The organism is Hyphomonas sp. (assembly GCF_022844445.1).
Lineage (GTDB): Bacteria > Pseudomonadota > Alphaproteobacteria > Caulobacterales > Hyphomonadaceae > Hyphomonas.
This window is the reverse complement of sequence record NZ_JALHLS010000006.1, coordinates 190,830-212,482: the sequence shown is the minus strand read 5'-3', so window position 1 is coordinate 212,482 and position 21,653 is coordinate 190,830. Positions and strand designations below refer to the sequence as shown.

At 64.6% G+C, this 21,653-nt stretch carries 23 protein-coding genes, 1 other RNA gene and 1 pseudogene; 17 read left to right on the top strand and 8 right to left on the bottom strand.

The annotated features are described in order from the left end of the window. Together Q0C17_RS09355 and Q0C17_RS09350 are read left to right on the top strand one after the other, a co-directional pair. A partial coding sequence (locus Q0C17_RS09355) for an OmpA family protein (protein WP_291204889.1) occupies nt 1-414 on the top strand: 414 nt, incomplete at its 5' end. Between the two features lie 45 nt (nt 415-459). Continuing rightward, nucleotides 460-1,419: an alpha/beta hydrolase gene (locus tag Q0C17_RS09350; protein WP_291204887.1), complete on the top strand. Its 960-nt coding sequence runs from the start codon at nt 460-462 to the stop codon at nt 1,417-1,419. Here Q0C17_RS09350 and Q0C17_RS09345 read toward each other — a convergent pair. Both Q0C17_RS09345 and Q0C17_RS09340 read right to left on the bottom strand, forming a co-directional pair. After that, complete coding sequence (locus Q0C17_RS09345; protein ID WP_291204884.1) at nt 1,416-1,880, bottom strand: DNA starvation/stationary phase protection protein; 465 nt, start codon at nt 1,878-1,880, stop codon at nt 1,416-1,418. The genes Q0C17_RS09350 and Q0C17_RS09345 overlap by 4 nt on opposite strands. A 98-nt stretch (nt 1,881-1,978) precedes the next feature. Next, nucleotides 1,979-3,190 (bottom strand): pyridoxal phosphate-dependent aminotransferase, encoded by a 1,212-nt coding sequence (locus Q0C17_RS09340; RefSeq protein ID WP_291204881.1) that lies wholly within the window; start codon nt 3,188-3,190, stop codon nt 1,979-1,981. Between the two features lie 226 nt (nt 3,191-3,416). Between Q0C17_RS09340 and Q0C17_RS09335 the strand changes: the two genes are divergently transcribed. The 6 genes from Q0C17_RS09335 (at nt 3,417) to Q0C17_RS09310 (ending at nt 8,294) form a co-directional block, all read left to right on the top strand. Beyond that, a complete protein-coding gene (locus Q0C17_RS09335; protein ID WP_291204878.1) occupies nt 3,417-3,704 on the top strand; it encodes a hypothetical protein in 288 nt (95 codons plus the stop codon). A gap of 40 nt (nt 3,705-3,744) precedes the next feature. Further along, nucleotides 3,745-5,619 carry an excinuclease ABC subunit UvrC gene (uvrC, locus tag Q0C17_RS09330; RefSeq protein ID WP_291204876.1) on the top strand — a complete coding sequence of 625 codons (1,875 nt, stop codon included), beginning with the start codon at nt 3,745-3,747 and terminating at the stop codon, nt 5,617-5,619. Between the two features lie 26 nt (nt 5,620-5,645). Further along, nucleotides 5,646-5,998, top strand: a transfer-messenger RNA (tmRNA) gene (gene ssrA / locus Q0C17_RS09325). A 93-nt stretch (nt 5,999-6,091) separates the two neighbouring features. Next, a complete protein-coding gene (locus tag Q0C17_RS09320) occupies nt 6,092-6,736 on the top strand; it encodes a DUF5671 domain-containing protein (RefSeq protein WP_291204874.1) in 645 nt (214 codons plus the stop codon). Continuing rightward, nucleotides 6,726-7,220 carry a hypothetical protein gene (locus tag Q0C17_RS09315; RefSeq protein WP_291204871.1) on the top strand — a complete coding sequence of 165 codons (495 nt, stop codon included), beginning with the start codon at nt 6,726-6,728 and terminating at the stop codon, nt 7,218-7,220. The genes Q0C17_RS09320 and Q0C17_RS09315 overlap by 11 nt, the downstream gene beginning before the upstream one ends. Before the next feature lie 84 nt (nt 7,221-7,304). Further along, a complete protein-coding gene (locus tag Q0C17_RS09310) occupies nt 7,305-8,294 on the top strand; it encodes an SDR family oxidoreductase (RefSeq protein WP_291204868.1) in 990 nt (329 codons plus the stop codon). Here Q0C17_RS09310 and Q0C17_RS09305 read toward each other — a convergent pair. From Q0C17_RS09305 to Q0C17_RS09295, 3 genes are all read right to left on the bottom strand, one after another. After that, nucleotides 8,291-8,599, bottom strand: a complete 309-nt coding sequence (locus tag Q0C17_RS09305) for an FAD-dependent monooxygenase (RefSeq protein ID WP_291204865.1) — start codon at nt 8,597-8,599, stop codon at nt 8,291-8,293. The two genes, Q0C17_RS09310 and Q0C17_RS09305, sit on opposite strands and share 4 nt — an antisense overlap. 28 nt (nt 8,600-8,627) lie before the next feature. Beyond that, the gene (locus tag Q0C17_RS09300) at nt 8,628-9,299 is read right to left on the bottom strand and encodes a glutathione S-transferase (RefSeq protein WP_291204862.1); all 672 of its coding nucleotides are present in this window, start codon (nt 9,297-9,299) and stop codon (nt 8,628-8,630) included. Between the two features lie 107 nt (nt 9,300-9,406). Next, nucleotides 9,407-11,371: a prolyl oligopeptidase family serine peptidase gene (locus tag Q0C17_RS09295; RefSeq protein WP_291204858.1), complete on the bottom strand. Its 1,965-nt coding sequence runs from the start codon at nt 11,369-11,371 to the stop codon at nt 9,407-9,409. 150 nt (nt 11,372-11,521) lie between these two features. Between Q0C17_RS09295 and Q0C17_RS09290 the strand changes: the two genes are divergently transcribed. Further along, complete coding sequence (locus tag Q0C17_RS09290) at nt 11,522-12,859, top strand: ectonucleotide pyrophosphatase/phosphodiesterase (protein ID WP_291204855.1); 1,338 nt, start codon at nt 11,522-11,524, stop codon at nt 12,857-12,859. A gap of 37 nt (nt 12,860-12,896) precedes the next feature. Then, nucleotides 12,897-13,043: pseudogene (locus Q0C17_RS18165) on the top strand (dihydrofolate reductase); the annotation flags it as partial. Nucleotides 13,044-13,254: 211 nt separating this feature from the next. Here the strand turns inward: Q0C17_RS18165 and Q0C17_RS09285 are convergent. Continuing rightward, nucleotides 13,255-14,493: an aminotransferase class I/II-fold pyridoxal phosphate-dependent enzyme gene (locus Q0C17_RS09285; RefSeq protein ID WP_291204853.1), complete on the bottom strand. Its 1,239-nt coding sequence runs from the start codon at nt 14,491-14,493 to the stop codon at nt 13,255-13,257. Nucleotides 14,494-14,699: 206 nt separating this feature from the next. Between Q0C17_RS09285 and Q0C17_RS09280 the strand changes: the two genes are divergently transcribed. The 4 genes from Q0C17_RS09280 to Q0C17_RS09265 all read left to right on the top strand — a co-directional run bounded on the left by Q0C17_RS09280 (nt 14,700) and on the right by Q0C17_RS09265 (nt 17,528). Next, entirely contained in the window at nt 14,700-15,158 is a 459-nt protein-coding gene (locus Q0C17_RS09280; protein WP_291204849.1) for a ClpXP protease specificity-enhancing factor SspB, read from the top strand. A gap of 12 nt (nt 15,159-15,170) precedes the next feature. Then, entirely contained in the window at nt 15,171-15,623 is a 453-nt protein-coding gene (locus Q0C17_RS09275; protein ID WP_291204846.1) for a PaaI family thioesterase, read from the top strand. A gap of 11 nt (nt 15,624-15,634) precedes the next feature. Continuing rightward, nucleotides 15,635-16,219, top strand: coding sequence for a hypothetical protein (locus Q0C17_RS09270; RefSeq protein ID WP_291204843.1), 585 nt, complete (start codon nt 15,635-15,637; stop codon nt 16,217-16,219). Nucleotides 16,220-16,298: 79 nt separating this feature from the next. After that, entirely contained in the window at nt 16,299-17,528 is a 1,230-nt protein-coding gene (locus Q0C17_RS09265) for a cytochrome P450 (RefSeq protein WP_291204841.1), read from the top strand. 66 nt (nt 17,529-17,594) lie between these two features. Here Q0C17_RS09265 and Q0C17_RS09260 read toward each other — a convergent pair whose 3' ends face one another. Both Q0C17_RS09260 and Q0C17_RS09255 read right to left on the bottom strand, forming a co-directional pair. After that, a complete protein-coding gene (locus tag Q0C17_RS09260) occupies nt 17,595-17,969 on the bottom strand; it encodes a RusA family crossover junction endodeoxyribonuclease (RefSeq protein WP_291204838.1) in 375 nt (124 codons plus the stop codon). A gap of 23 nt (nt 17,970-17,992) precedes the next feature. Beyond that, entirely contained in the window at nt 17,993-18,649 is a 657-nt protein-coding gene (locus tag Q0C17_RS09255) for a Rieske (2Fe-2S) protein (protein WP_291204835.1), read from the bottom strand. Nucleotides 18,650-18,790: 141 nt separating this feature from the next. Here Q0C17_RS09255 and fumC point away from each other — a divergent pair, with 141 nt between their 5' ends. The 3 genes from fumC (at nt 18,791) to Q0C17_RS09240 (ending at nt 21,603) form a co-directional block, all read left to right on the top strand. After that, the gene (gene fumC / locus Q0C17_RS09250) at nt 18,791-20,194 is read left to right on the top strand and encodes a class II fumarate hydratase (protein WP_291204833.1); all 1,404 of its coding nucleotides are present in this window, start codon (nt 18,791-18,793) and stop codon (nt 20,192-20,194) included. 108 nt (nt 20,195-20,302) lie between these two features. Continuing rightward, complete coding sequence (locus tag Q0C17_RS09245; RefSeq protein WP_291204830.1) at nt 20,303-21,106, top strand: SDR family oxidoreductase; 804 nt, start codon at nt 20,303-20,305, stop codon at nt 21,104-21,106. A 41-nt stretch (nt 21,107-21,147) separates the two neighbouring features. Further along, a complete protein-coding gene (locus Q0C17_RS09240) occupies nt 21,148-21,603 on the top strand; it encodes a GNAT family N-acetyltransferase (protein WP_291204827.1) in 456 nt (151 codons plus the stop codon). Nucleotides 21,604-21,653: the final 50 nt, after the last annotated feature.

The following is a 21,653-nucleotide window of genomic DNA, read 5'->3' as shown; positions in this document are numbered from 1 at the left end:
GAGTTGGAGGGACTCGAATCCCTTCCGCCGCCACCACCACCGCCACCACCACCACCACCGCCGCCGGCAGCCGTGCAGATGCCGGAGTTGTTCTACACGATCCAGGTCTCAGACCGGAGCGACGTGCGATTTGAGCCGTTCGAGCCGGTGCTGCAGTCTGCCCTCAGCCAGGGGGAAATTGCCGAAGTCATTATCCGTGCGCATACCGACAGTGTTGGCAGCGAAGCGGACAATCTGGCCCTCAGTCAGCGCTGGGCTGAGGACCTCAAGGGCTGGATAGTTGCCCGCGGCGTGCCCGCTTCCGCAGTCACAGCTGAAGGTCTGGGCGAGAGCCGCCCGCTCGAGGATGTGCCGGACGGCACGCCGTCCGCCGCTAACCAGCGGATCGACATCACCATCCGGTTCGGTGGATAAACCGTCTGCGCCGCGCGGTAAGAAAACAAGTTCGAGGAAACCAGAATGTCATCACGCCATCTCGTCGAGCCGGACCTGATCCCGTTCATTGAGGCAATGCCGACAATGACCCTTTCGGCGGAGAACCTCGCTGCGATCCGCGCCGCGCGGGAAGGGATGCTCAGCCAGCTGCCGCCATTCCCGGACACCGTGTCGGTCGAGCAGCGCCATATTCCCGGCCCCGGCGGCGCGCCGCCCGTCCGTACCAAGATCTATCGCCGAAAGCAGGGCGCCGTGCGGAGACCGGCGATCCTTCATCTTCACGGCGGCGGCTACATCATGGGCAATCCGGAATTCATGGGCCCGCAATGCGCGCTCTGGGCGGATGCCTTTGATAGCGTCGTCGTCGGCCCCGCATACAGGCTCGGGCCAGAGACGAGCTATCCCGGCAATGTCGAGGACGCCTATGCGGCGCTTGCCTGGATGGTCGCGAACGCCGCCGAGCTGGGCATAGACACGGCCCGCATCGCGGTCGCCGGCGAGAGCGCGGGCGGCGGGCTAGCGGCCGCGCTGGCGCTGCTCGTGCGTGACCGGGGCGAATACACCTTCTGCCACCAGCAGCTCATTTTCCCGATGATCGACGACCGCACGGCAACGCGCACCGACCTGTCGCCAATCTATGGCGAATACATCTGGAACAATGGCTCGAACCATTTCGGCTGGGCCTCGCTGCTCGGCCAGGCGCCCGGCGGCGAGAGCGTCTCGCCCTACGCGGCGGCCGCCCGCGCAGAAAGCCTCAGGAACCTGCCGCCCGTCTTCATGGCCACTGGCGCGCTTGATCTGTTCACGGAAGAAAATCTCGACTATGCCAAGCGCCTGATGGCGGACGGCGTGCCGGTCGAGCTGCATGTCTATCCCGGCGCCCCTCACGCCTTCATGCAGGCCACCACAGCCCGCGTCAGCCGCGCCTATGCACGGGACGCGATGGCCGCGCTGGGGCGCGCGCTCGGTGTTGAGCAGGCCTAAACCGCCGCGCGCAGCATCCAGGCCGTCTTTTCGGCGATCTGGGCACGCTGCGTGAACAGGTCGACAGAAACAGGGTCGTTGTTCTTCTCGGCCACCTTGATACCGGCCTTCGCGGCCTTGCTCACGGCTTCGTGCCCGGCGGCGAGATATTTCACCATCTCGGCGGCTTCCGGTACGCCATTGTCCGGCTTGATCGTCGCATGTTCCAGCATCTCGCCGGATGAGCCCGGCGCAAAATGGCCCAGCGCCCGGATGCGCTCGGCAATCACGTCCAGCGCGGTCCACAGCTCTGTGTACTGGGTCATGAACATGTTGTGCAGCTCGTTGAACCGCGGCCCCGTCACGTTCCAGTGGTAGCCATGTGTCTTGGTATAAAGCGCGTAGGTCTCACCGAGCAGAACCTTCAGCGCCTCGGCCGAAGTTTTCCTTGCGGCGTCTGTCAGGCCAATATCAATCGCCATGTCAGTCTCCTTGCAGCTATAGCAATCTGTGGTCGGGATATGGGGATGCACCCATCCGCGCACAAATGCGTATTGTCGGAAGGTGTTATAGACTGCGTCTATGACAAGGCAGCGCAGAACCGCTGGATGCGCACCAGCGCTTCCTTGAGCGCTGCGTCAGACGTGGCGTAGGAGATCCGGAACGTGCCCGGCAGGCCGAAAGCCTCTCCGAACACGATGGCCACCTTTTCGGCCTCCAGCAGCTCCGCCGCAAACGTCTTGTCGGTGTCGATCACTGTGCCCGAGGGGGCCTTCTTGCCGATCACGCCGGCGCAGGATGGGTAGACATAGAACGCTCCCTCCGGCTTGGGGCAGATAAGGCCGGCGGCCTTGTTCAGGCCCTCCACCATGAAGTTGCGGCGCGCCTGGTAGGCCGCGCGGAAGCCGGGCAGGAAATCCTGCGTGCCGTTCAGTGCCTCGACGCTCGCCCACTGGCTGACGGAGCAGGGGTTGGACGTCGACTGGTCCATCACCTTACGCATCGCGTTGATCAGCTTCTCCGGCCCTGCCGCATAGCCAATTCGCCAGCCGGTCATGGCATAGGCTTTCGATACGCCATTCATCGTCAGTGTACGGTCATAAAGCGCAGGTTCCACCTGCGCGATGGTCGAATATTCGAAGCCGTCATAGACCAGGTGCTCGTACATATCGTCCGTCAGTACCCAGACCTGCGGATGCCGCAGCAGAACTTCTGCCAAGCGCTTCAGCTCGGCGTATGAATAGGCGGCGCCCGTGGGGTTCGACGGCGAGTTGAGGATCAGCCACTTGGTTTTCGGCGTGATCGCCGCTTCCAACGCTTCCGGCGTCAGCTTGTAATTCGAGTTTGCGCCGCACGCCACGGCCACGGGCTTGGCGCCCGCCAGAAGCACGATCTCCGGATAGCTCACCCAGTAAGGCGCTGGGATGACCACCTCGTCGCCCACGTTCAGCGTCGCGATGAGCGCATTGAACAACACGGCCTTGCCGCCGGGCGACACGTTCACCTGGCTCGGCTTGTAGACGAGCCCGTTCTCGCGCGCGAACTTCCCGCAGATCGCTTCCTTCAGTTCCGGAATGCCGTCCGAGGGCGTGTACTTCGTCTTGCCCTCGCGGATCGCGCGGATGGCAGCTTCCTTGATGTTCTCCGGGGTGTCGAAATCCGGCTCGCCGGCGCCGAGCCCGATGACGTCCAGACCCATCCGCTTCATCTCGTTCGCCTTGGTCGTCACTGCAATCGTGGCGGACGGCTTCACGCGGGAAATGGCTTCGGAAAGCTGGATATCGGCGGCCATTGAAGAACGGTTCCTTTGTCGAGGGGAGGCGGGGCACGCATACCGGGGCGCCCTTTGCTCCGCAAGGCGCACCGCCCCGCTCAGCCGCGAAAGGTTTGGTTTCCCGCCGATTGCGCAGGACCCGTCAAATTTCATCGAAGAATTGGCGGAAAGGTAAAATAATTCCCGCATTCTGTTCATACGGGCGGGACACTTCAGGCCGCAGGGCTGGCCCGGAGGTAGTAAAATGTTTGGTGACAACTGGAAGGCGCGGATCGATTCCGTGCTCTCTGGCATCGGGCGGGACGTGAAAGACATGGCCCGCCAGGGGTGGCAATTCTTCGAACGTCTCGAGACGACCGAGCAGCTGGTACTGCTGGGCCTCGTGATGATTGGCCTGTTCTACCTGCTGGTTGGCCATTTCAAGGGCGGCAATGAGGAAGAAAAGGCGGGCGGACGCTTCATGGGCATCATGTTCATGACCGTTGCGGCAGCCGCCACCCTCGGATGGGTTGCGTCTGGCTACACCACATAGCGCCCTTCCTGCGCTGGCCGCGGTCGACTATCTGTCTGCCATGAGCGAGAATCAGGCCGGCGCAGCCCCCCGGCGCGGCGTCGATGTCATCAAGGACAACCTCTCCCGGCTTCCCGCGAAGCCCGGCGTCTACCGCATGTTCGGTGAGGCGGACGAGGTCCTGTATGTCGGCAAGGCCCGAGACCTGAAGGCCCGCGTTTCAAACTACACCCGCATGGGCGGCCATACCCAGCGTATTGCCCGGATGATCTTGCAGACCCGGCGCATGGAATTCGTCGTCACCGAAAGCGAGACGGAGGCACTGCTTCTGGAAGCCAGCCTCGTCAAATCGCTCAAACCCAGATTCAACGTGCTGCTGCGCGACGACAAGTCCTTCCCGTACATTCTGATACGCCGCAACCATGAGGCGCCTCAGATCAAGAAGTATCGCGGCTCGAAACAGGACGAGGGCGACTATTTCGGCCCCTTCGCCAGCGCCGGCGCCGTGATGCGTACGCTCGACACGCTGCAGAAAGCCTTCCTGCTTCGCACCTGCGAGGACAGCGTCTATTCCGCCCGCACACGCCCCTGCATGCTGCACCAGATCAAGCGCTGCGCCGCGCCTTGCGTCGGGCTGATCTCGAATGCGGACTATACCGAGCTTGCCGACGAAGCCGCAGACTTTCTGCGCGGGAAGGGGGTCGGCCTGCAGAAACGCCTCGCCGCCGAAATGGAAGCGGCCGCCGAGGCCATGGAATTCGAAACAGCCGCGCGCCTGCGCGACCGTATCCGCGCCCTCGCGCATGTCCTCTCGACGCAGGACGTGAACCCGGACGGCATCGAAGAAGCAGACGTCTTTGCTATCGCCATGGATGGCGGCGTCTCCTGCGTGCAGGTCTTCTTCATCCGCGCCGGCCAGAACTGGGGCGCCACCGTCCACTTCCCCCGCCATGAACGGGATCAGGGAGCTGAGGAAATTCTCGCCGCCTTCCTTGTCCAGTTCTACGACAAGCGTCCTCCGCCGCGCCTGATCCTCGTCAACGAGCTACCCGAACAGTCCGACCTCATTGCCGAAGCGCTTAGCCTGAAAGCCGGCCACCGAATCGAACTGCGCCGCCCTGAACGCGGCGCCAAGCGCGACCTTCTTACCCAGGCCGAACGCAACGCCGCCGAGGCGCTCACCCGCAAGCTGTCAGAAACTGCCAGTCAGGAGCGCCTGCTGCTGGAGGTGCAGAAAGTGTTCGAACTGCCGGGAGTGCCCGAGCGCATCGAGGTGTATGACAACTCCCACATCCAGGGCACCAACGCCGTCGGCGGAATGGTCGTTGCGGGCCCTGAAGGCTTCCGCAAGGCGGCGTATCGCAAGTTCAACATCAGGGACACGGAGATCACGCCTGGCGACGATTTTGGCATGATGCGCGAAGTCATGCGACGCCGCTTCGCCCGCGCGTTGAAAGAGCGCGAAGCCGGGCAAGACCAGGACTGGCCGGATCTCGTGCTGATCGATGGCGGCCTCGGGCAGCTGAACGCCGCGATCGAAACCCTCGCCGAACTTGGTCTGACCCCGGACGATGTCACCCTCGTCTCCATCGCCAAGGGTGTCGACCGGAACGCCGGCCGCGAGCAATTCTTCCGCCCCGGCCGCGCGCCGTTCAAGCTGCCGGAAAACGCCCCGGTCCTCTACTATCTCCAGCGGTTGCGCGACGAGGCCCACCGCTGGGCCATCGGCGCCCACCGTCAGAAACGCGCCGCTGAGGCGGCCCGCTCCCCGCTCGACGAAATCGAAGGTATCGGTCCCACGCGCAAGAAGGCGCTGCTCCACCATTTCGGCTCCGCTCGCGGCGTCTCCCGGGCCAAGGTAGCCGACCTCATGCAGGTCGAAGGCGTGAGCGAGTCCCTCGCCATTCGCATTCACGGCCATTTCAACGGCGGTTGATCGATCCACAGGGCTTAGCGCTTTATGGGCTTACAAGCCCGGCCCGGATCGCCTATATTGATCCTGTCTTCGGACTATGGCGATAAATGCGCGTGTAATAAGCGGCTCGGACCCGGGGGCGGTACCCGGCAGCTCCACCAAAAGACGGCCGGTCCGGCCGTTTCCTGATGGGGCTGAAATAGTGTCGACGGACGTGTAAAGACGAGGCTTTCGCTCGCTTGAGCTGCGTTAGAAGCTCAAAAGCAAATAGTTGCAAACGACAACTTTGCTGAGGGCGAACTGCTCGCCGCGTAAGCGGTGACGGTTTTTCCGACCTAAGTCCTACGGTTTCAGACCCGTAGGCGGGGCCCGGGGGCGCCTGGCAACAGAAGCCCCCACCTTTCCCGCCCGTGCAAAGGCCTTGCGCCCCGGCGCATTCCATTCCTATCCTGCCCACCAGCCCGGCAAGGGGCGCAAGAACAGGGCAGGACCCATGGCCATCAGTACGCTGACAGTCTTCGTCAAGGAGGCGCTCGAGAAGGGACAGGCCCGCGACCGGATCCGCGCCGCGCTGCTGGATGCCGGCTGGCGCGCGCCGGAGGTCGACGAAGCCCTTGCAACCTTTGCCGACGTTAGCTTTCCCGTCGCCGTACCGCGCCCGCAGGTCTATCTCTCGGCCCGCGAAGCCTTCCTCTATCTCCTGTTCTTCATTCTCCTTGCGGTCGTCGCCTGGAATCTCGGCTCGCTGCTCTTTGCGCTCATCGACACGGCCATCCCTGACCGACTCGAGCAGGGCGGCTATCTCGCCAGCAATCTGGATTTCCAGATCAACGGCGCCATCGCCGGTCTCGTCGTCGGCACGCCCATCTTCCTCTGGCTCGCCCGGCTGCTGCTGCGCGCACGCAAGGCCAACCCGGCGCTGCAGCGTTCGCGCATCCGCAAGTGGCTGATTTATATCAGCCTCGTCATTGCCGGCAGCATCCTCGTCGGCGACGCCATCTCGCTCGTCTACAGCTTCCTGTCGGGTGAGCTATCGCTGCGCTTCGCGTTGAAGTCCCTTGTGGTGGCCGCCATCGCCGGGGCAATCTTCGGCTACTTCATCACCAACGCAGAACAGGACGAGGGCGATGGCGTCTAGTCAGCACACCCTGTTCGGCGGCGCGCTAGCGGTTATCGTTGCGGGCGCCTGCATCGCCGGCCTCGTCATCACCGGCGGCCCAGGGCAGGCGCGCAAGGACAAGGAAGACGCGGCCCGCCTGGTCGCTGTCAGCCAGATGGCTTACGCGCTTGCCTGCTACCAGCAGGCCAGGGGGGATATCCCGGAAAATCTGGTGCTGGTCGATGCCGCGCTCGGCGACGCTGCCACCGGCATCCGCGAGCCGGGCCGCTGTCTTGATGCGCACACCGCCGCCGATCCCGTGACCGGCGCGCCCTTCCGTCTCCAGCGCGAGCGCAACAAGGTCACGCATATCTGCGCCACCTTCGCCGCAAAGAGCGAAGCGGACGAGGCTGTCTTCAGCCCCGTCGGCACCGGCGTCATTCCTGGCCTCAACGATGCCCGCCCTGTAGCGGGCGAACATTGCTTCGCGCTGAACCTCGAGGCCGACCTCGACACCTATTGAAGTGGCGCCCGCCGCATTGCCAAGGCGCGTGCCGGGACTATTCTGAACACAGGCAATCCTAAAGCGCCTCCAGGAGGAAACGACATGGGCCATGAAGGCATCAACCGCCGGCAGATGCTGGGTGTATCGGCCGCCGTGCTGGGCGCGGCCTGCGCGGCCCCCGCCGCCGGCGCGGACGCTGCCCGTCCGCTGGATGGCACCACCATCCTCATCACCGGCGCCGCTTCCGGCTTCGGCCGTCTGGGGGCGGAGCACTATGCCCGCCTCGGCGCGCGCGTCTTCGCCTCAATGCGCAACCTGCCGCGCCCCGAAGCAGCCGGCCTTGAAAAGCTCGCTGCGGAAGAAGGCCTCGCGATCGAGGTCGTCGAGATCGACGTGACCTCCGACGCGAGCGTCGCGGACGGCGTCGCCGCCGTGCTTGCGAAAACCGGCGGCACGCTCGACGTACTCGTCAACAATGCCGGCATTGGTCTGGGTGGCCCGGTGGAAGTACAGGACATGGAGGCCACGAAACTCCTGTTCGAAACCAACGTTTTCGGCGCCCACCGCATGGCCCGCGCCGTGCTGCCCGCCATGCGCGCTGCGAAGAAGGGGCAGATCTTCCAGCTCTCCTCACAGCTCGGCCGCGTTATTGTTCCGGGTCTCGGCCACTATTCGCCTACCAAGTTCGCCCTCGAGGCGCTCAGCGAAGGCCTCGCTTATGAACTCGTGCCCCACGGCATCGAGGTCACGATCATCCAGCCCGGCGGTTATCCCACCGAGATCTGGGCCAAGAGCACCAGCCGCGCCGCTGCTCTCAAGGCGCGCACGCCGCAGGACCTGCTCGACGCCTATCCGCAAATGACCGCCGGCATGGGCGAGCCAGGCAGCGGCGGCGGCAGCACCGATCCCATGGACGTGCCCCGTTCGATCGCCGAGATCATCCAGATGCCCCGCGGCACCCGGCCCTTGCGCCGCCCGGTCCATCCCGGCGCGAAGCCACAGGAAGCCATCAACGACGTCTCCCGCCAGGCCCAGCTCGCCATGCTCGGTGCCTCTGCGTATGGCCCCTGGGTCAAGGACGTTCTGGATTAGGCGGCCGGCCAGTCCAGCCCCGTATCCCAGCGCTCGGGCCTGAGTCCCAGGCCGACCGCGCGTGCGGGCAACTGGCGCAGCAGCCGGAGCATGAAGCGCGGGCCGATCTTCGTTTTAGCCCCCGGCGCCGGCCATGCCGTACGTTCCTCCACGGCGGCCAGATGCTCCGTGGTCAGAGGGCCCACGCTCACCGGCGTCCCCGGAATGCGCGCTGCCGCCGCGGCGTCCTGAACCCCGAGGTTCACGCCCATCCCGCCGACGGGCGACCTCCCATGGGCCGCACCGCCTGCCTCAAGCCTTCGCATGCCATCCCTCCGGCTGGCCCTGCGAAGATTATAGCAGGATTGTGCCTTTCCCGTCCTTCTCCATCGCCCGGATGTAGGAGGGATATTCGCGCATCTGCTTGAGGAAGCGGAACGCGTTCGGATAGGCCGCCTCGGTCATGCCGCCGCGGTGGGCGCACAGTTCCATCGAATAGCCCATTACCATGTCCGCCGCTGTCAGCGTGTCGCCGGCAAACCATTTGCTCTCCGCCAGCGCCTTCTCGATCTCGCGGAAGAGCGCGGCAAGGCGCGGCCCGTAAAAGGCCTTGTCCAGCCCGTCGACCATGGCCTTCGCCACCGGCCGCATCAGGAAAGGCGCGCGCGCCGTCAGCGCCATCATAACGAACTTGTTGGTCAGCAGAGGCTGCAGGCTGCCCTGTGAGGTGTGGAACCAGAACAGGTATTTCGCCCGGTTCGGTGCGCCCGGCTTCGGCCGCAGCCGACCGTCATCATGGCGGTCGAGTATGTAGTCGACGATGGCATTCGTCTCAGCCAGCGTCACGGCGCCGTCGGTGATAACTGGCGCAGTGCCCAGCGGCGAGACGGCCTTGTAGGCCGCCGGCGCCAACCGTGTCTGCGGATCCCGGTCGTAAAGCTTTACCTCGTAAGGCTCGCCAAGTTCCTCCAGCAGCCAGAGAATCCGGATCGATTGCGACTTTTCCAGATGGTGAAGTGTGATCAACGCAATGCCCTCCAGGCTCAATCGCCCGCAAGAAAGGTAGGCCGCAGCGGCCTGCTCGGCCAGTGCTGTCGTGGAGGCAAGCCCGTCTCGCCCCCACAGCCGGCAGGTCAGGGCGTCCCGATGACCTCTTTCAGGAACAGCGTCTCGGCCTCGCGCTGGGCCTCGATATTGCCCTTCTTCTTGAAGCCGTGGCCCTCGTCCATCGCCATCATGAACCAGCTTTTCACGCCGCTGGCCTTCAGCGCCGCGAGAATCTGCTCGGACTCGGTATACGGTACGCGCGGGTCGTTGAAGCCCTGGATGATGAAAAGGGGCTTGGTGATCTTCGAGGCGTTCTTCAGCGGCGAGATTGCATCGAAAAAGGCGGCGATGGCCGGGTCTCGCTCGTCGCCGTATTCCTCGCGGCGCAGGTCCACGCGGTAGCCTTCGGTGTTCTCAAGGAAGGTCCTGAAATCCGAGATGCCGACAATATTCACGCCCGCAGCGAGCCGGTCCGCATAGTCGATCATCGAGGCAAGTACCATGTAGCCGCCATACGAGCCGCCGTGGACGACCACTCTGTTTTTGTCGAGGTCCGGCTGCGCCGCGATCCAGTCCAGCAGCGCGCCGATATCCTCGACCGATTTCTTCCGGTTCACGCCATTGTCCAGCGACACGTAGGTCTTCCCGTATCCGGCCGAACCGCGCACGTTCGGCACCACTACCGCCAGGCCCAGCTCCTTCGCCCAGTACTGGTAGGTCGAGCTGAAGCCGGGGCGCGACTGGCTTTCCGGGCCGCCATGAATGGAGATGATCACCGGGTGCGGCCCCTGGCCGTCCGGCTTGTAGATGAAGGCCGGAATGTCCATACCGTCCGCATTCGGATAATCGAACATCACCGGCGTGATGAAGCTGGCGGGCAGCAGCCCGCCCGTCTCGGCCTCGGTCCAGCGCGTCAGGTTCAGCGTCGCGAGATCAAACGACCAGGCATCCCCAGGGCTGGTGGCGCCGTTGAAGGTGAAGCCGACCTGCGCCCCGCTCGGAGAGAAGACGAGCCCGCTCGCAATCCCCACCGGCAGCGTCGGCCCCGGCCGCACCAGTCCGCTCGCCACATCCAGCAGCCGGATCGTGCCCAGCCCGCCTTCGTTCAGCGTGAACACCACCGTCTTCTCATCCGGAGACAGCGCCCAGTCGGAAACGCCCCATCCGAGATTGCTTGTGTAGTTCGTCATCGTCCCGTCCGGTGCGATACGAACGAGGTTCTGGAACTCGCTGTCCTTGTCGGTCACCGTCAGCAGCGATCCGTCTGCCAGCAAGGCTGCGCCCGAATAGGCTACGTCATCGCCGGCATTGAACTCAGTCAGCGTGCCGGTCGCCACATCGAGGCTGTAGATGTGGCTCTTGGCGATCGACTTGTAGCGCTGCAGCACCAGCGTCTTGCCGTCGGCGGACCAGTCCACCGGTCCGATTGCGCCTTCGCCCTCCAGTGCTAGGCGCACGCTCGCCGGCTCGGCCGGATTGCTGATCAGGATGTCATTGTTCGGGTCGCCCGCATTGGTGCGCGCCCAGGCCACCAATGCGCCGTCATCGGACCAAAGCCCGCTGCCATTGCGCGAGCCGGGATCTGAAAACTGCGTGATCTTCCCGTCCTTCAGGTCGAACCGGTAGGACTGGTAATACTCGTCGCCGCCCTTGTCCTTGCCGAACAGGAACGCACCGCCTTCCGGGCTCACGTCGGCCGCGTTCACCGGCTCGCTATAGAAGGTCAGCTGCCGGCGCGCGCCTCCGGGAAAGCGCACCTCATGGATCTGGTTCACATCGGCAAACCGCGTCGACACCAGGATGCCGCCTTCGCCCGTCCAGTCCTGGAAGGTGTGCCCGCGCACATTGTTGTATCGGGCGAGGCGTTCCTTCACGTCCGCCGAGGCGACCGGCACGCGCTCTGTCACGAGGTTGCCGCGCGTCTCGCGCGGGCTCGCGGGGGCAGGGGCTTCCGTCAGACTTGCGGCGGGCGCTGCGCCGGTCTGCGCGCAGGCCACGAGCGCCAGCGCCGAAAAGCCGAGCAAAGCGGATCGAAGGGAAAGTGTGCGCATCACGGCGTCTCCTCGCAGTTTTTTTCACGTGACGAACTTTTTAGGGTGTTTCCTGCCCGCGTCACCTTCTTTTCAGTCACGGGCTTCACACAGCTGCGTCATCCAGGTTCTAAGGGGCTGAGCAATCACGCCCCGCGAAGGAGTATCCCGATGAACTGGCCCCACAGAGCGCAGCGCGCCGCCGCCGCGGCCGCCTTCGGCCTGCTCGCCCTCGCCGGTTGCACGACGCCGGCGCCGGCTGTGCCCGAATCGCCAGCCGAATCGCTCGCGCCCGCCTCCGCCGAAACGCCGCCGGCGCAAAGCGTCCTCCTCATCGGCCTCGATGGCCTCAACCCCGCCCTCCTGAAGGACTGGGACGCGCCAAACCTCAAAGCGCTTGCTGCGCGGGGTGTGCAGGCCGAGGCGATGCACCCCGTCATGCCCAGCCTCACCTTCGTGAACTTCTACTCCCTTGCCACTGGCCTCTATCCCGAAAACCACGGCATGGTGACGAACTACCCGTTCGATCCGCCCTCGGGAAAAATCTTCGACGTCGCCACCGGCCCGCAGGAGGAAATGTGGTGGGAAGGCGAGCCGATCTGGGTCACCGCCGAGAAGCAGGGCCTGCCCACAGCCATCATGTTCTGGCTCGGCTCCGAGGTCGCGCATGATGGTGTACGCCCTACCGTCTGGACGCCCTACCAGCACACCAAGCCGTATCAGGAGCGCGTCGACGAAGTCCTCGCCTGGTTCGACAAGTCCGAAGCCGATCGCCCCCGTTTCGCCGCCCTCTATTTCGACCGCGTCGACACCGCCGGCCACTATACCGGCCCGCGCTCCGACAAGACCAGGGAAGCCCTCCTCGAAGTCGATGGCTATGTCGGACAGCTCGTTGAAGGCCTGAATTCGCGCGGCTTTCTCGATACCACCAACATCATCATCGTCTCCGATCACGGCATGGCCGCGATCGATCAGGAGAAGGTGATCGAGGTCGGCCGGTTCATCGACCTCACCCAACTCACCGTCCCGCAATTTACCGGCAAGTATGGTGGTTCCGCGCAGACCTTCATCCAGATCTATGGCGAAGGCGAAGCCCTCGAGACGGCGTATGAAGGCCTCAAGACCGTCAGCGAACACATCCATGTCTGGCGCCGCGGCGAGATGCCCGCGCACTACCACATGGACCACCCGGTTCGCGGCCCCGCGCTCCTCGCCGTCGCCGATCCCGGCTGGACCATGCGCACCGCCGATGTCGGCGGCTGGAGCGTGCCCATCCCCGGCAACCACGGCTACGACAACCTCGCGCCCGAAATGAACGCCACCTTCATCGCCGCCGGCCCGATCTTCCCGAAAGGCGAAACCGTCGCCCCCTTCGAGAACGTCAACGTCTACGGAATGATGGCCTGCGCCCTCGGCATCACCCCCGCGAAGACGGACGGAGATGCGGCGGTTGTGGAGAAGGTGACAGGCGGGCGGTGCCCGGCCTCGGCGCCAAAGTCTGCGGAGTAGGAGCCCCGCCGCGGCCAAGCTGGCCTTCGGCCTCAACGTGGACGAATACCAGATCTACGTCCACCCGGTCGTCCTCGGCAAAGGCACGTTCATGTTCCGAGGCCCCCGCCCACGCTTCCGCCTCACCGGGACCGACCATATAGGTGAGAGCGTGATCAGGCTGACCTACATGCCCGCAAGCTAAAGCGTCTGCAGCTTTCCCGGCATCGAAGGCCCCGCGCTGAACACGCCGAAGATTGGGCCCCGTCTGCGGATTGCGCCTGGTCCGCGCGCAACCATCGCCTCCGCGGCCGCCTGGTCCTGCGGGTTCAGGGTTTGCATCGCGGATTTCACGTCGCTGTCAGTTTAATGCCCGGACGCCGCCGGCTCGCCGCTCGCCAGCAGGATGACAGGTTTCACGAATAGCGCGCCTCTACTTTCGCCGCTGCCACTCCCGCGCGCACGTCCGCGACGCTCGCCGCCAAATCCGACAGATACGCTTCTGCCACCTCCGCATGTTTCGGCGACAGCATCAGGTGGAGGCTCTGCGGCTCGGCCGTGAACGAGGTGAACCACCCCCGTGCGCGCATTGCGGCGTAGAGCGCCATCGTCTCCGCTTCCGGATGCCGGAACGCGACCAGCCCGAGCAGCGGCCGGCCCAGTACTTCGAATCCCAGTGCCCTTACGCCCGCCTCAATCTTCTCCCGCGTCGCGCACACAAGGCCCTGCTTCTCGCGGTAGCCCGAAACACCGAGCACGTTCATCACGGCCCAGGCTGCCGAAATCGCGCCGCCCGGCCGCGTGCCCGCCAGCGTCGGCGTCTTCATCGGCGAGCCCGACCAGTCGCGCATCGAGAAGGGCATGTGTTTGTAAAGCGCTTCCGACCGGAACAGCACGGTCGAGGCGCCCTTTGCGCAATAGCCATACTTGTGCAGGTCCGCGCTGATCGAGTTGACCGCAGGTACGGCAAAATCAAAGTCCGGCACGGCCACGCCGTTCATCCGCGCGAACGGCGCAAAGTAGCCGCCGACGCACGCGTCCACATGCAGCCACACGCCCTTCGCCGCCGCCACCTCACCGAGCGCGGCGATGGGGTCGATGATGCCGTGCGGAAAGTTCGGCGCGGAGCCGACCATCATGATCGTCGCCGCGTCCACCGCCGCTGCCATCGCGTCCGGGTCCGCCTCATAGCTGCCATCCGATTTCAGCGGCACGCGGCGCACCTCGATGTCCATCAGGTGCGCGGCCTTGTCGAAGGCGAGGTGCGCCGAGCGCGGCAGCACGATGTTCTGCCCGGCGCGGGGTTTAGCGTTCGCCCGCGCAAAATCCCGCGCGGCCTTCATCGCCATGGTGATCGAATCGGTGCCGCCGGACGTGATCGCCCCCGCCGCGCCCTCTGGACCGTGCAGCAGGCCGAGCGCCATGGAGATCACTTCCTTCTCCATCTGCGCCAGCGACGGAAAGGCAAGGGGGCCAAGCCCGTTCTCCGCCATGAACAGGCCATACGCGTCATGCTGGACATGGTGAACGTCCTCGCCCGCATTAAACACGTAGACGGCCGTCTTTCCGCCGCGCCAGTCCACATCCCCGCCGCCGCGCGCCACCATCTCGGCGCGCACCTCGTCCCAGGCTCGTCCCTCTTGAGGCATCTGCATGGCGTCTCTCCCTTGCGGCGTGTCCTGCAGCCTAGGCTGCCCCCGCCGGTCTGACCAGTCTGCACGCCCGCGCCTGCAGCCGGAAGCGCGCGAGACAGAAAATAAATGCTCGCGTGTTGCGCTAAGGCCGTTGCGGGCGGTCGTGGGTCTGCGTAATTTACGTTTCGCTAACCCAAAAACTCCTGACATGAAAAGCAGCGCGCAAGATGACGGATTACATCGGATACGAAGCGCTCACCCAGGCTGCCATGCGCGGCGTCGTGCGCGAGGCCCTGCGCCGCGCGAAAACGAATGGCGGCGTGCCCGGTGACCACCATTTCTACATCTCCTTCCGCACCCGCGCCCCCGGCGTGAAGATCGCCGACCATCTGGTCCAGCGCTTCCCGGAAGAGATGACCATCGTCATCCAGCACCAGTATTGGGACCTTGAAGTCAACGAAGGCCATTTCGAGGTTGTCCTGAAATTTGCCGGTGTGCCGCAGCACCTGTCGATCCCGCTTGCCGCGATCACGCGTTTCGTCGACCCCTCGGTGAACTTCGGCCTCACTTTCGAAACCCGCGGCCGCGATGCCGGCGTGCTCTCGCCCGCGCAGGAAGCTGTCGAAGAGGCTCCCAAGCCGCCCGCCGAAACGGTGGTCAGCCTCGACGCCTACCGCCGCAAGTAAGGCCCGTCGGTCTTGACCGAGGAGTCCAAACCCCGCGTCCCGGACGCCGACATGCTGGCGCGTTTCCAGAATTCGAAGAAACGCCCGCCCTGTTCGGATACGCTCGGCATGCGCCTCTCCGCGCTTTCGCAGGACGAGCAATGGGTGCGCATGGACTTCGACGTGCCGCAGATGTTCGCCAATCCCACCGGCGCCGTGCAGGGCGGCTTCATTGCCGCCATGATGGATGAGGCCATGAGCACCGCCGTCATCATCGCCTCCAACGTTACGATGACCGCGCCGACACTCGAAATGAAAACGAGCTACCTCAAACGCCTGATGCCCGGACCCGCCAGCGTGCAGGCCCGCATCCTCAAACTCGGCAAGTCTGCCTGCTTCATGGAGGCCGACTGCTTCGATGCCGCCGGCGACCTTGTCGCCCGCGCCACCGCCACCGCCATTCCCATGCTTTACAAGAAACTGTGAAGCGCCGCCGCATGGTTCGTTTCGCTGCCCTGCCGCTCGCGGTCTTGATGGCCGCCTGTGCTGCCCCGCAAGTGCCGGCCAGTGAACCGCCCATCACGGTTACGCGTCCGGCCGAAGGCCCTGGCGGGCGTCCCAACACGGAAGCGGAATGGGCCAGCGCGGCCATCCAGCAGCGCGCCGACATTCTCGCAGCCGCGAACGCCGCACCCGAGGTGAAGGCCCGCTTCGCCGAAATGGTCGACTGCGCCCGGTATGTCAGTGACTACAGCACGCGCCGCATCGCGGACGATATCAATGCCGGCCGCTCAAGGGATGAGGCCTGCGAAGCGAGCTATTCCTCGGCCTACACCGCCTTTGAGGCGCAGGCGGACGCCGCCCTGCCGCTCGCCGACATGGCGCGGTTCCAGTACTGGAATTCCGGCTGGGTTCTCGACCGGCACGAGTTCCGGCTGGTCGGCGATGCCGCTGCCCAGCGCGCCTATCTGCAACAGAAGATCGAAGCCTGCTTCGCCGCGCCGGACTTGCCGCCGCACCTCTCTGCCAGCCTCCTGACTCACTGTCCCATGGCCGCCTCGGGCGATCCCATCGCGAAGTGACCTTGCGAGACGGGGCGCCACAGCCCGAAAAATCGGCTATACACGTGCCATAACAAAAACGCTCCCGGGAGGAGACAACATGGCTGATGATCCGAAACCGCTGCCCAGCGTCCCGCAATCCGTCCTCGAACTCTCCGCGTTCAATCCTGTCGCCCGCGACAATCCCCATCCGTTGCTGAAATCCCTGCGTGAGGGCTGCCCCGTCATGCGCGACGAGGGCGCACGGGTCTGGGTCCTCAGCCGCTACAAGGATATCCGCGACACGGTGAACGACCGCACCTTCGTGCGCCATCCGCTGAACGCCGACCCCGAGTCGATCACTGCCCGCCTCGTCGAGGAGGGCAGGGAGCGGCGCACCAGCATCCTCTTCCTCGACGATCCGGACCATGCCCGCATCCGCCAGCCGCTCGCCAAAGCCTTCTATGCCCGTATCAACAGGATGCGGCCCGAGATCGAGGCGATGGTCGACAAGGTGATCGACGCCGCCCCCGCCTCAGGAGCGTTCGACCTGATGGAACAGGTCGCCGTGCCGCTTCCCGTGCTCGTCATCGCACGCATCATCGGGGTGGATGAAGCCCGCCTTGCGGATTTCCGTCAGTGGTCGGAAGATGTCATCCTCGGTCTCAATCCCGTCCGCACGTCGGAGGAGAACGCCCGCATGATCTCCAGCGGCGAGGCCCTCGATGCCTATTTTGGTGAGCTGATGCAGGCCCGCCGAAAAGCGCCGCAGGACGATCTCGTCACCGATATGGTCCAACTGCAGGCGAGCGGCGAGGCGAACGTCGAGGACGATGAGGTCCGACTCAACCTGCAGGCCCTCCTCGTCGGCGGCAACCTCACCACCACCGATCTCATCGGCAACGGCATCTGGCTGCTGCTGAACCATCCCGAGCAGGCCGCCGCACTGCGCGCCGATCCTGGCCTTGCTGCCCAGGCGGTGGAGGAAGTGCTGCGCTACGAAGCGCCGGTCCAGGTCACCTCCCGCATCGTCGAGGCCGACCGCACCGTCGCCGGTTGCCCGATGCAGAAAAGCCAGCCGGTCTTCATGTCGCTCGCCGCGGCCAACCGCGACCCTGACACGTTCGAGGCGCCGGACGACTTCGACATCACGAAGAAACGGGCGAGCCACATTGCCTTCGGCGGTGGCCCGCACATCTGCATCGGCGCCCCGCTCGCCCGCATCGAAGCGCGCCATGCCTTCGTCAAACTCCTGAGCCGCTATCCCAATCTGCGACTTCCGGAACAGGACCTTGCCTGGCGCACGCTGCCCTTCTTCCGCGGCCTCGAGCGGCTGATCGTTGAAAGTTGACCTGGTTCTTCCCGCCTTCGCCCAGCTCGAGTGGGGCCGGGGGCGGGAGGTAGCAGAGGGCGGGTCCTAAGCCCCCACAGCCTGCGCCCGCATCCATATGCCGTCCCGCTCGGCGCTGCGCCGCTCCACCAGCAGCCGCGCGACCTGGTGGTCATCCTCGAAGGCGTTGCCGACGAGCGAATCCAGCAGCGCCTTGGCCAGGTTGTCGAGGTCCATCCACGGCGCCTCGCCCAGATGCTCCATCACGATGTGTACGGAGTAATCACCATAGCCGGGGCGCAGGCGCGGGAAGTCCTTGCGGAAGAATTCCCGCAGCAGCGTCTTGTAATACTTGGTTTGCGTCGTCAGCCCGGCGCACGCCACCTCCAGCGCGCCATCCTCCGTGATGCGCGCGCGGACCTTGCCCGCGCTTATCCAAGCATGTGCGCCTGTTTCCATCATGCGATCATCCGGCCTGCTCTCGTTCAATCCGTCCAGCCTCTGGCCTTGCCCTTGACGCAAGCCCCCGTGCGCGCATCGAACTGATAACCATGCCAGGGGCAGGTCATCAGGCCGCTGGCATCCGGCTCGCAATCCAGCGGCAGTCCCTGGTGCGGACACAGATTAGGTACTGCTACGACCGATCCATCAGGGAGCTGCGCCGTCCGGCGAGCCTTGCGTCCGGCCGGTCCGGCCTTCACCGCTGCCGCGCGGTGCACCATCTTTGGCTCGTCCTCGTCCAGGATGCGCGTGAACAAGTCACGGTAGAACGCGCCGGCGGCCTCAACAGGAAATCCCGACCCCTCCGGTATGAAGAAACGCAAGGTGATCCGGCAGGTCTCTGTGCCGGTTTCCTCGAACCGGGCAACTGCGCGGCCATTCTCGGCGCCAGCCGAATAGGTTGCATTGGTATAGCCGCGCCGGTCGGGGTCGACCGTGACCTTCATGCGCATCGGAGTGCCATCCACCAGCTCGACCTCGGCATCCCAACCGTCCCGGTCGGCATGAATGAGTGAGGCAGCCCGGAATGTGGACCGGTGAACATGCGGAAGGTGCTCCCAGTCCAGTTCGTCCTCCACGGCCATGGCAGCGCTCGCCGCCAGGTCCCGGGTCAGACTGCCCACTTCGATCAAACCCTGCATGTTGCTGCTCCAGTCCGGCTTCGGCTGCCAGACTGCGCGGACACACCCGGTCCTGTCGAGCCCCTTCGCCCTTGATGGGGCGGGGCTCCCTCGCTAGACCGCCCGGGCAGATACAGCCCACCCCGATCAGGAGCCCAGCCGATGGCCAAGAAACCCGATACCCGCACCGAAACCGACACCTTCGGGCCCATCGAGGTCGAATCCGACAAGTACTGGGGCGCGCAGGCACAGCGTTCGCTGGGCAATTTCAAGATTGGCTGGGAAAAGCAGCCCCAGCCCATCATCCGCGGCCTCGGCGTCGTCAAGAAGGCCGCCGCCGAAGTGAACATGTCGCTGGAGAAGCTGGACCGGCTGGTCGGCCGCGCCATCGTGCAGGCCGCCGACGAGGTGATCGAGGGCAAGCTCGACGATCACTTCCCGCTGGTCGTCTGGCAGACCGGATCAGGCACCCAGTCGAACATGAACGCCAACGAGGTGATCTCGAACCGCGCCATCGAGATCCTCGGCGGCAAGGTCGGCTCCAAGGCGCCGGTCCATCCGAACGATCATGTCAACATGAGCCAGTCGTCGAACGACACGTTCCCGACCGCCATGCACATCGCGTGCGCCGAGCAGGTCGTCCACAAGCTCTTGCCCGCGCTGCAGCAGCTGCACAACGCGCTGAACGACAAGGCGCAGGCCTGGAAACACATCATCAAGATCGGCCGCACGCATACCCAGGATGCGACGCCGGTCACGCTGGGTCAAGAATTCTCTGGCTACGCAAAGCAGATCGAGAACGGCATCAAGCGGATCGAGATGACCCTCCCGATGCTGATGGAACTGGCGCAGGGCGGCACCGCCGTCGGCACTGGCCTCGCTTCGCCGGAAGGCTTCGCCGAAATGGTGGCCGATAAGATCAGCCAGATCACCGGCCTGAAATTCACCTCCGCCCCGAACAAGTTCGAGGCGCTGGCCGCTCATGACGCGATGGTGTTCACCCACGGCGCCATCACGACCGCCGCGATGAGCTGTTTCAAGATCGCCAACGACATCCGCTTCCTCGGCTCGGGTCCACGTTCCGGACTTGGCGAACTGGCTCTGCCGGAGAACGAGCCCGGCTCGTCGATCATGCCGGGCAAGGTGAACCCGACCCAGTGCGAAGCGATGACCCAGGTCTGCGCGCACATCCTCGGCAACAATGCAGCCATCGCCTTTGCCGGCAGCCAGGGCCATTTTGAACTCAACGTCTTCAACCCGATGATGGCCTACAATTTCCTGCAGTCCGTGCGCCTGCTGTCGGATGCGGCCGTATCCTTCACGGAGAACTGCGTCGTCGGCATCGAGCCGCGCCTCGACAATATCCAGCGCGGCCTCGAGAACTCGCTGATGCTGGTGACGCCGCTCAAGGAAAAATACGGCTACGACCTCGCCGCGAAAGTCGCCAAGACTGCCCACAAGAACGGCACGACGCTGAAGGTGGAAGCGCTGAAACTCGGCATTTCCGAAGCCGACTTCGACGCCATCGTCCGGCCGGAGAAAATGATCGGCCCGGATCCGGTATAAAAGGCCTTCTGCGGCCCGTTTTCCAGCCCCGCCGGATTTTTTGGTCTTGTTCCCGAAGGCCCTCGCGCCCACTACCAGCGTAGAGGAATTTTCCGGGAGGAACGGCACATGGATTTCGGCAACCTGTTTTCAGTCAAAGGCAAGACCGTCGTGATCACCGGCGGCTCGCGCGGCATCGGGGAGATGCTCGCGGCGGGCTTCCTGGCGAACGGGGCGAAGGTGATCATCTCCTCGCGCAAGGAAGCGGCCTGCCATGAAACGGTGGAGCGCCTCAAGGCAGAGTATGGCGGCGAGATCTATACCATCCCGTCCGATGTCGGCCAGATGGACGGCATCCTGCACCTCGCCGGCGAAATCGCAAAGCGCGAGGCCAAAGTTGATGTGCTGATCAACAATGCCGGTGTCGCCTGGGGCGCGTCGCTGGACGAATTCCCGGAAAAGGGCTGGGACAAGGTGATGGATGTCAACGTCAAGGGCATCTTCTTCCTGACGCAGAAACTGATGCCGTTGCTGCGCAAGGCGGCCAGCGCGGATGATCCGGCCCGTGTCATCAACATCGCCTCGATTGACGGCATGCACACTTCGCCGATGAGCGGATTTGCCTACGGAACCTCTAAGGCCGCCGTGATTCACCTGACCCGCTTCATGGGCTCGCAGCTGGCGAAGGAGCATATCCTCGTCAACGGCATCGCGCCGGGACCGTTCCCGACCTACATGCTGTCCACCGGCGTCGGGTACAAAGGCGAGACCGAGGGTGTGGACTGGGATGCCATCGGCGCACGCAGCCCGTCAGGCCGCGTCGGCCGGCCGGAAGACATTGCCGGCCTCGCGATGTTCCTGTCGTCGAAGGCCTCGGCCTACATCAACGGCCACACGATCCCCTGCGACGGCGGCATCATCTCGGCGAGCTGACGCCCTCGCGCCGGCAGGCGCACTCCCGGTGAGGTCAGTGCATGACGCAGGTCGTTCGCCTTGAGCAACACCTTCCGCTTGGAATGTCGACGCTTGCCGAGGCGGCGGCCTTGGAGGGCGTGCGCAATGTCGGGAAGCTGATGGCTGCCTGGGAGGCGGGAGAGCAGCGTTTCGACAGGGACGGCGCCGCGTTGTTTGCCGCGTTCGTTGACAAGGACCTAGTCGGAGTTGGCGGCGTGAAGCGGGAGGAGGACGCAGGTGAGTCTGCGATGCGGATGCATCGGTTCTACGTCCATCCGATGTATCGCAGGCAAGGCGTGGGCCGCGTGCTTGCGGATGCCGCCATGGCGCATGGCCTCGCCAGTGCCGCGCTGCTCACCTGTAATGCGCGCGCCAGCGCGGCGGCCGCCGACTTCTGGGAAGCGTCTGGATTTGCAAAGTGTGACGCGGCCGCCTATACGCATATCTTCCGTGCAGGGACGAAATGGACTGCATAGCTGCTATGTGCTATTTCCCATAATTCAACATTGACTTTGAACGCTTGTTG

What these genes read in the sequence shown, in the direction of transcription:
- Q0C17_RS09350 (WP_291204887.1), top strand. Translation starts at nt 460, where the DNA reads ATGTCATCACGCCATCTCGTCGAGCCGGACCTGATCCCGTTCATTGAG.
- Q0C17_RS09345 (WP_291204884.1), bottom strand. Translation starts at nt 1,880, where the DNA reads ATGGCGATTGATATTGGCCTGACAGACGCCGCAAGGAAAACTTCGGCC.
- Q0C17_RS09340 (WP_291204881.1), bottom strand. Translation starts at nt 3,190, where the DNA reads ATGGCCGCCGATATCCAGCTTTCCGAAGCCATTTCCCGCGTGAAGCCG.
- Q0C17_RS09335 (WP_291204878.1), top strand. Translation starts at nt 3,417, where the DNA reads ATGTTTGGTGACAACTGGAAGGCGCGGATCGATTCCGTGCTCTCTGGC.
- uvrC (WP_291204876.1), top strand. Translation starts at nt 3,745, where the DNA reads ATGAGCGAGAATCAGGCCGGCGCAGCCCCCCGGCGCGGCGTCGATGTC.
- Q0C17_RS09320 (WP_291204874.1), top strand. Translation starts at nt 6,092, where the DNA reads ATGGCCATCAGTACGCTGACAGTCTTCGTCAAGGAGGCGCTCGAGAAG.
- Q0C17_RS09315 (WP_291204871.1), top strand. Translation starts at nt 6,726, where the DNA reads ATGGCGTCTAGTCAGCACACCCTGTTCGGCGGCGCGCTAGCGGTTATC.
- Q0C17_RS09310 (WP_291204868.1), top strand. Translation starts at nt 7,305, where the DNA reads ATGGGCCATGAAGGCATCAACCGCCGGCAGATGCTGGGTGTATCGGCC.
- Q0C17_RS09305 (WP_291204865.1), bottom strand. Translation starts at nt 8,599, where the DNA reads ATGCGAAGGCTTGAGGCAGGCGGTGCGGCCCATGGGAGGTCGCCCGTC.
- Q0C17_RS09295 (WP_291204858.1), bottom strand. Translation starts at nt 11,371, where the DNA reads ATGCGCACACTTTCCCTTCGATCCGCTTTGCTCGGCTTTTCGGCGCTG.
- Q0C17_RS09290 (WP_291204855.1), top strand. Translation starts at nt 11,522, where the DNA reads ATGAACTGGCCCCACAGAGCGCAGCGCGCCGCCGCCGCGGCCGCCTTC.
- Q0C17_RS09285 (WP_291204853.1), bottom strand. Translation starts at nt 14,493, where the DNA reads ATGCAGATGCCTCAAGAGGGACGAGCCTGGGACGAGGTGCGCGCCGAG.
- Q0C17_RS09280 (WP_291204849.1), top strand. Translation starts at nt 14,700, where the DNA reads ATGACGGATTACATCGGATACGAAGCGCTCACCCAGGCTGCCATGCGC.
- Q0C17_RS09270 (WP_291204843.1), top strand. Translation starts at nt 15,635, where the DNA reads ATGGTTCGTTTCGCTGCCCTGCCGCTCGCGGTCTTGATGGCCGCCTGT.
- Q0C17_RS09265 (WP_291204841.1), top strand. Translation starts at nt 16,299, where the DNA reads ATGGCTGATGATCCGAAACCGCTGCCCAGCGTCCCGCAATCCGTCCTC.
- Q0C17_RS09260 (WP_291204838.1), bottom strand. Translation starts at nt 17,969, where the DNA reads ATGATGGAAACAGGCGCACATGCTTGGATAAGCGCGGGCAAGGTCCGC.
- Q0C17_RS09255 (WP_291204835.1), bottom strand. Translation starts at nt 18,649, where the DNA reads ATGCAGGGTTTGATCGAAGTGGGCAGTCTGACCCGGGACCTGGCGGCG.
- fumC (WP_291204833.1), top strand. Translation starts at nt 18,791, where the DNA reads ATGGCCAAGAAACCCGATACCCGCACCGAAACCGACACCTTCGGGCCC.
- Q0C17_RS09245 (WP_291204830.1), top strand. Translation starts at nt 20,303, where the DNA reads ATGGATTTCGGCAACCTGTTTTCAGTCAAAGGCAAGACCGTCGTGATC.
- Q0C17_RS09240 (WP_291204827.1), top strand. Translation starts at nt 21,148, where the DNA reads ATGACGCAGGTCGTTCGCCTTGAGCAACACCTTCCGCTTGGAATGTCG.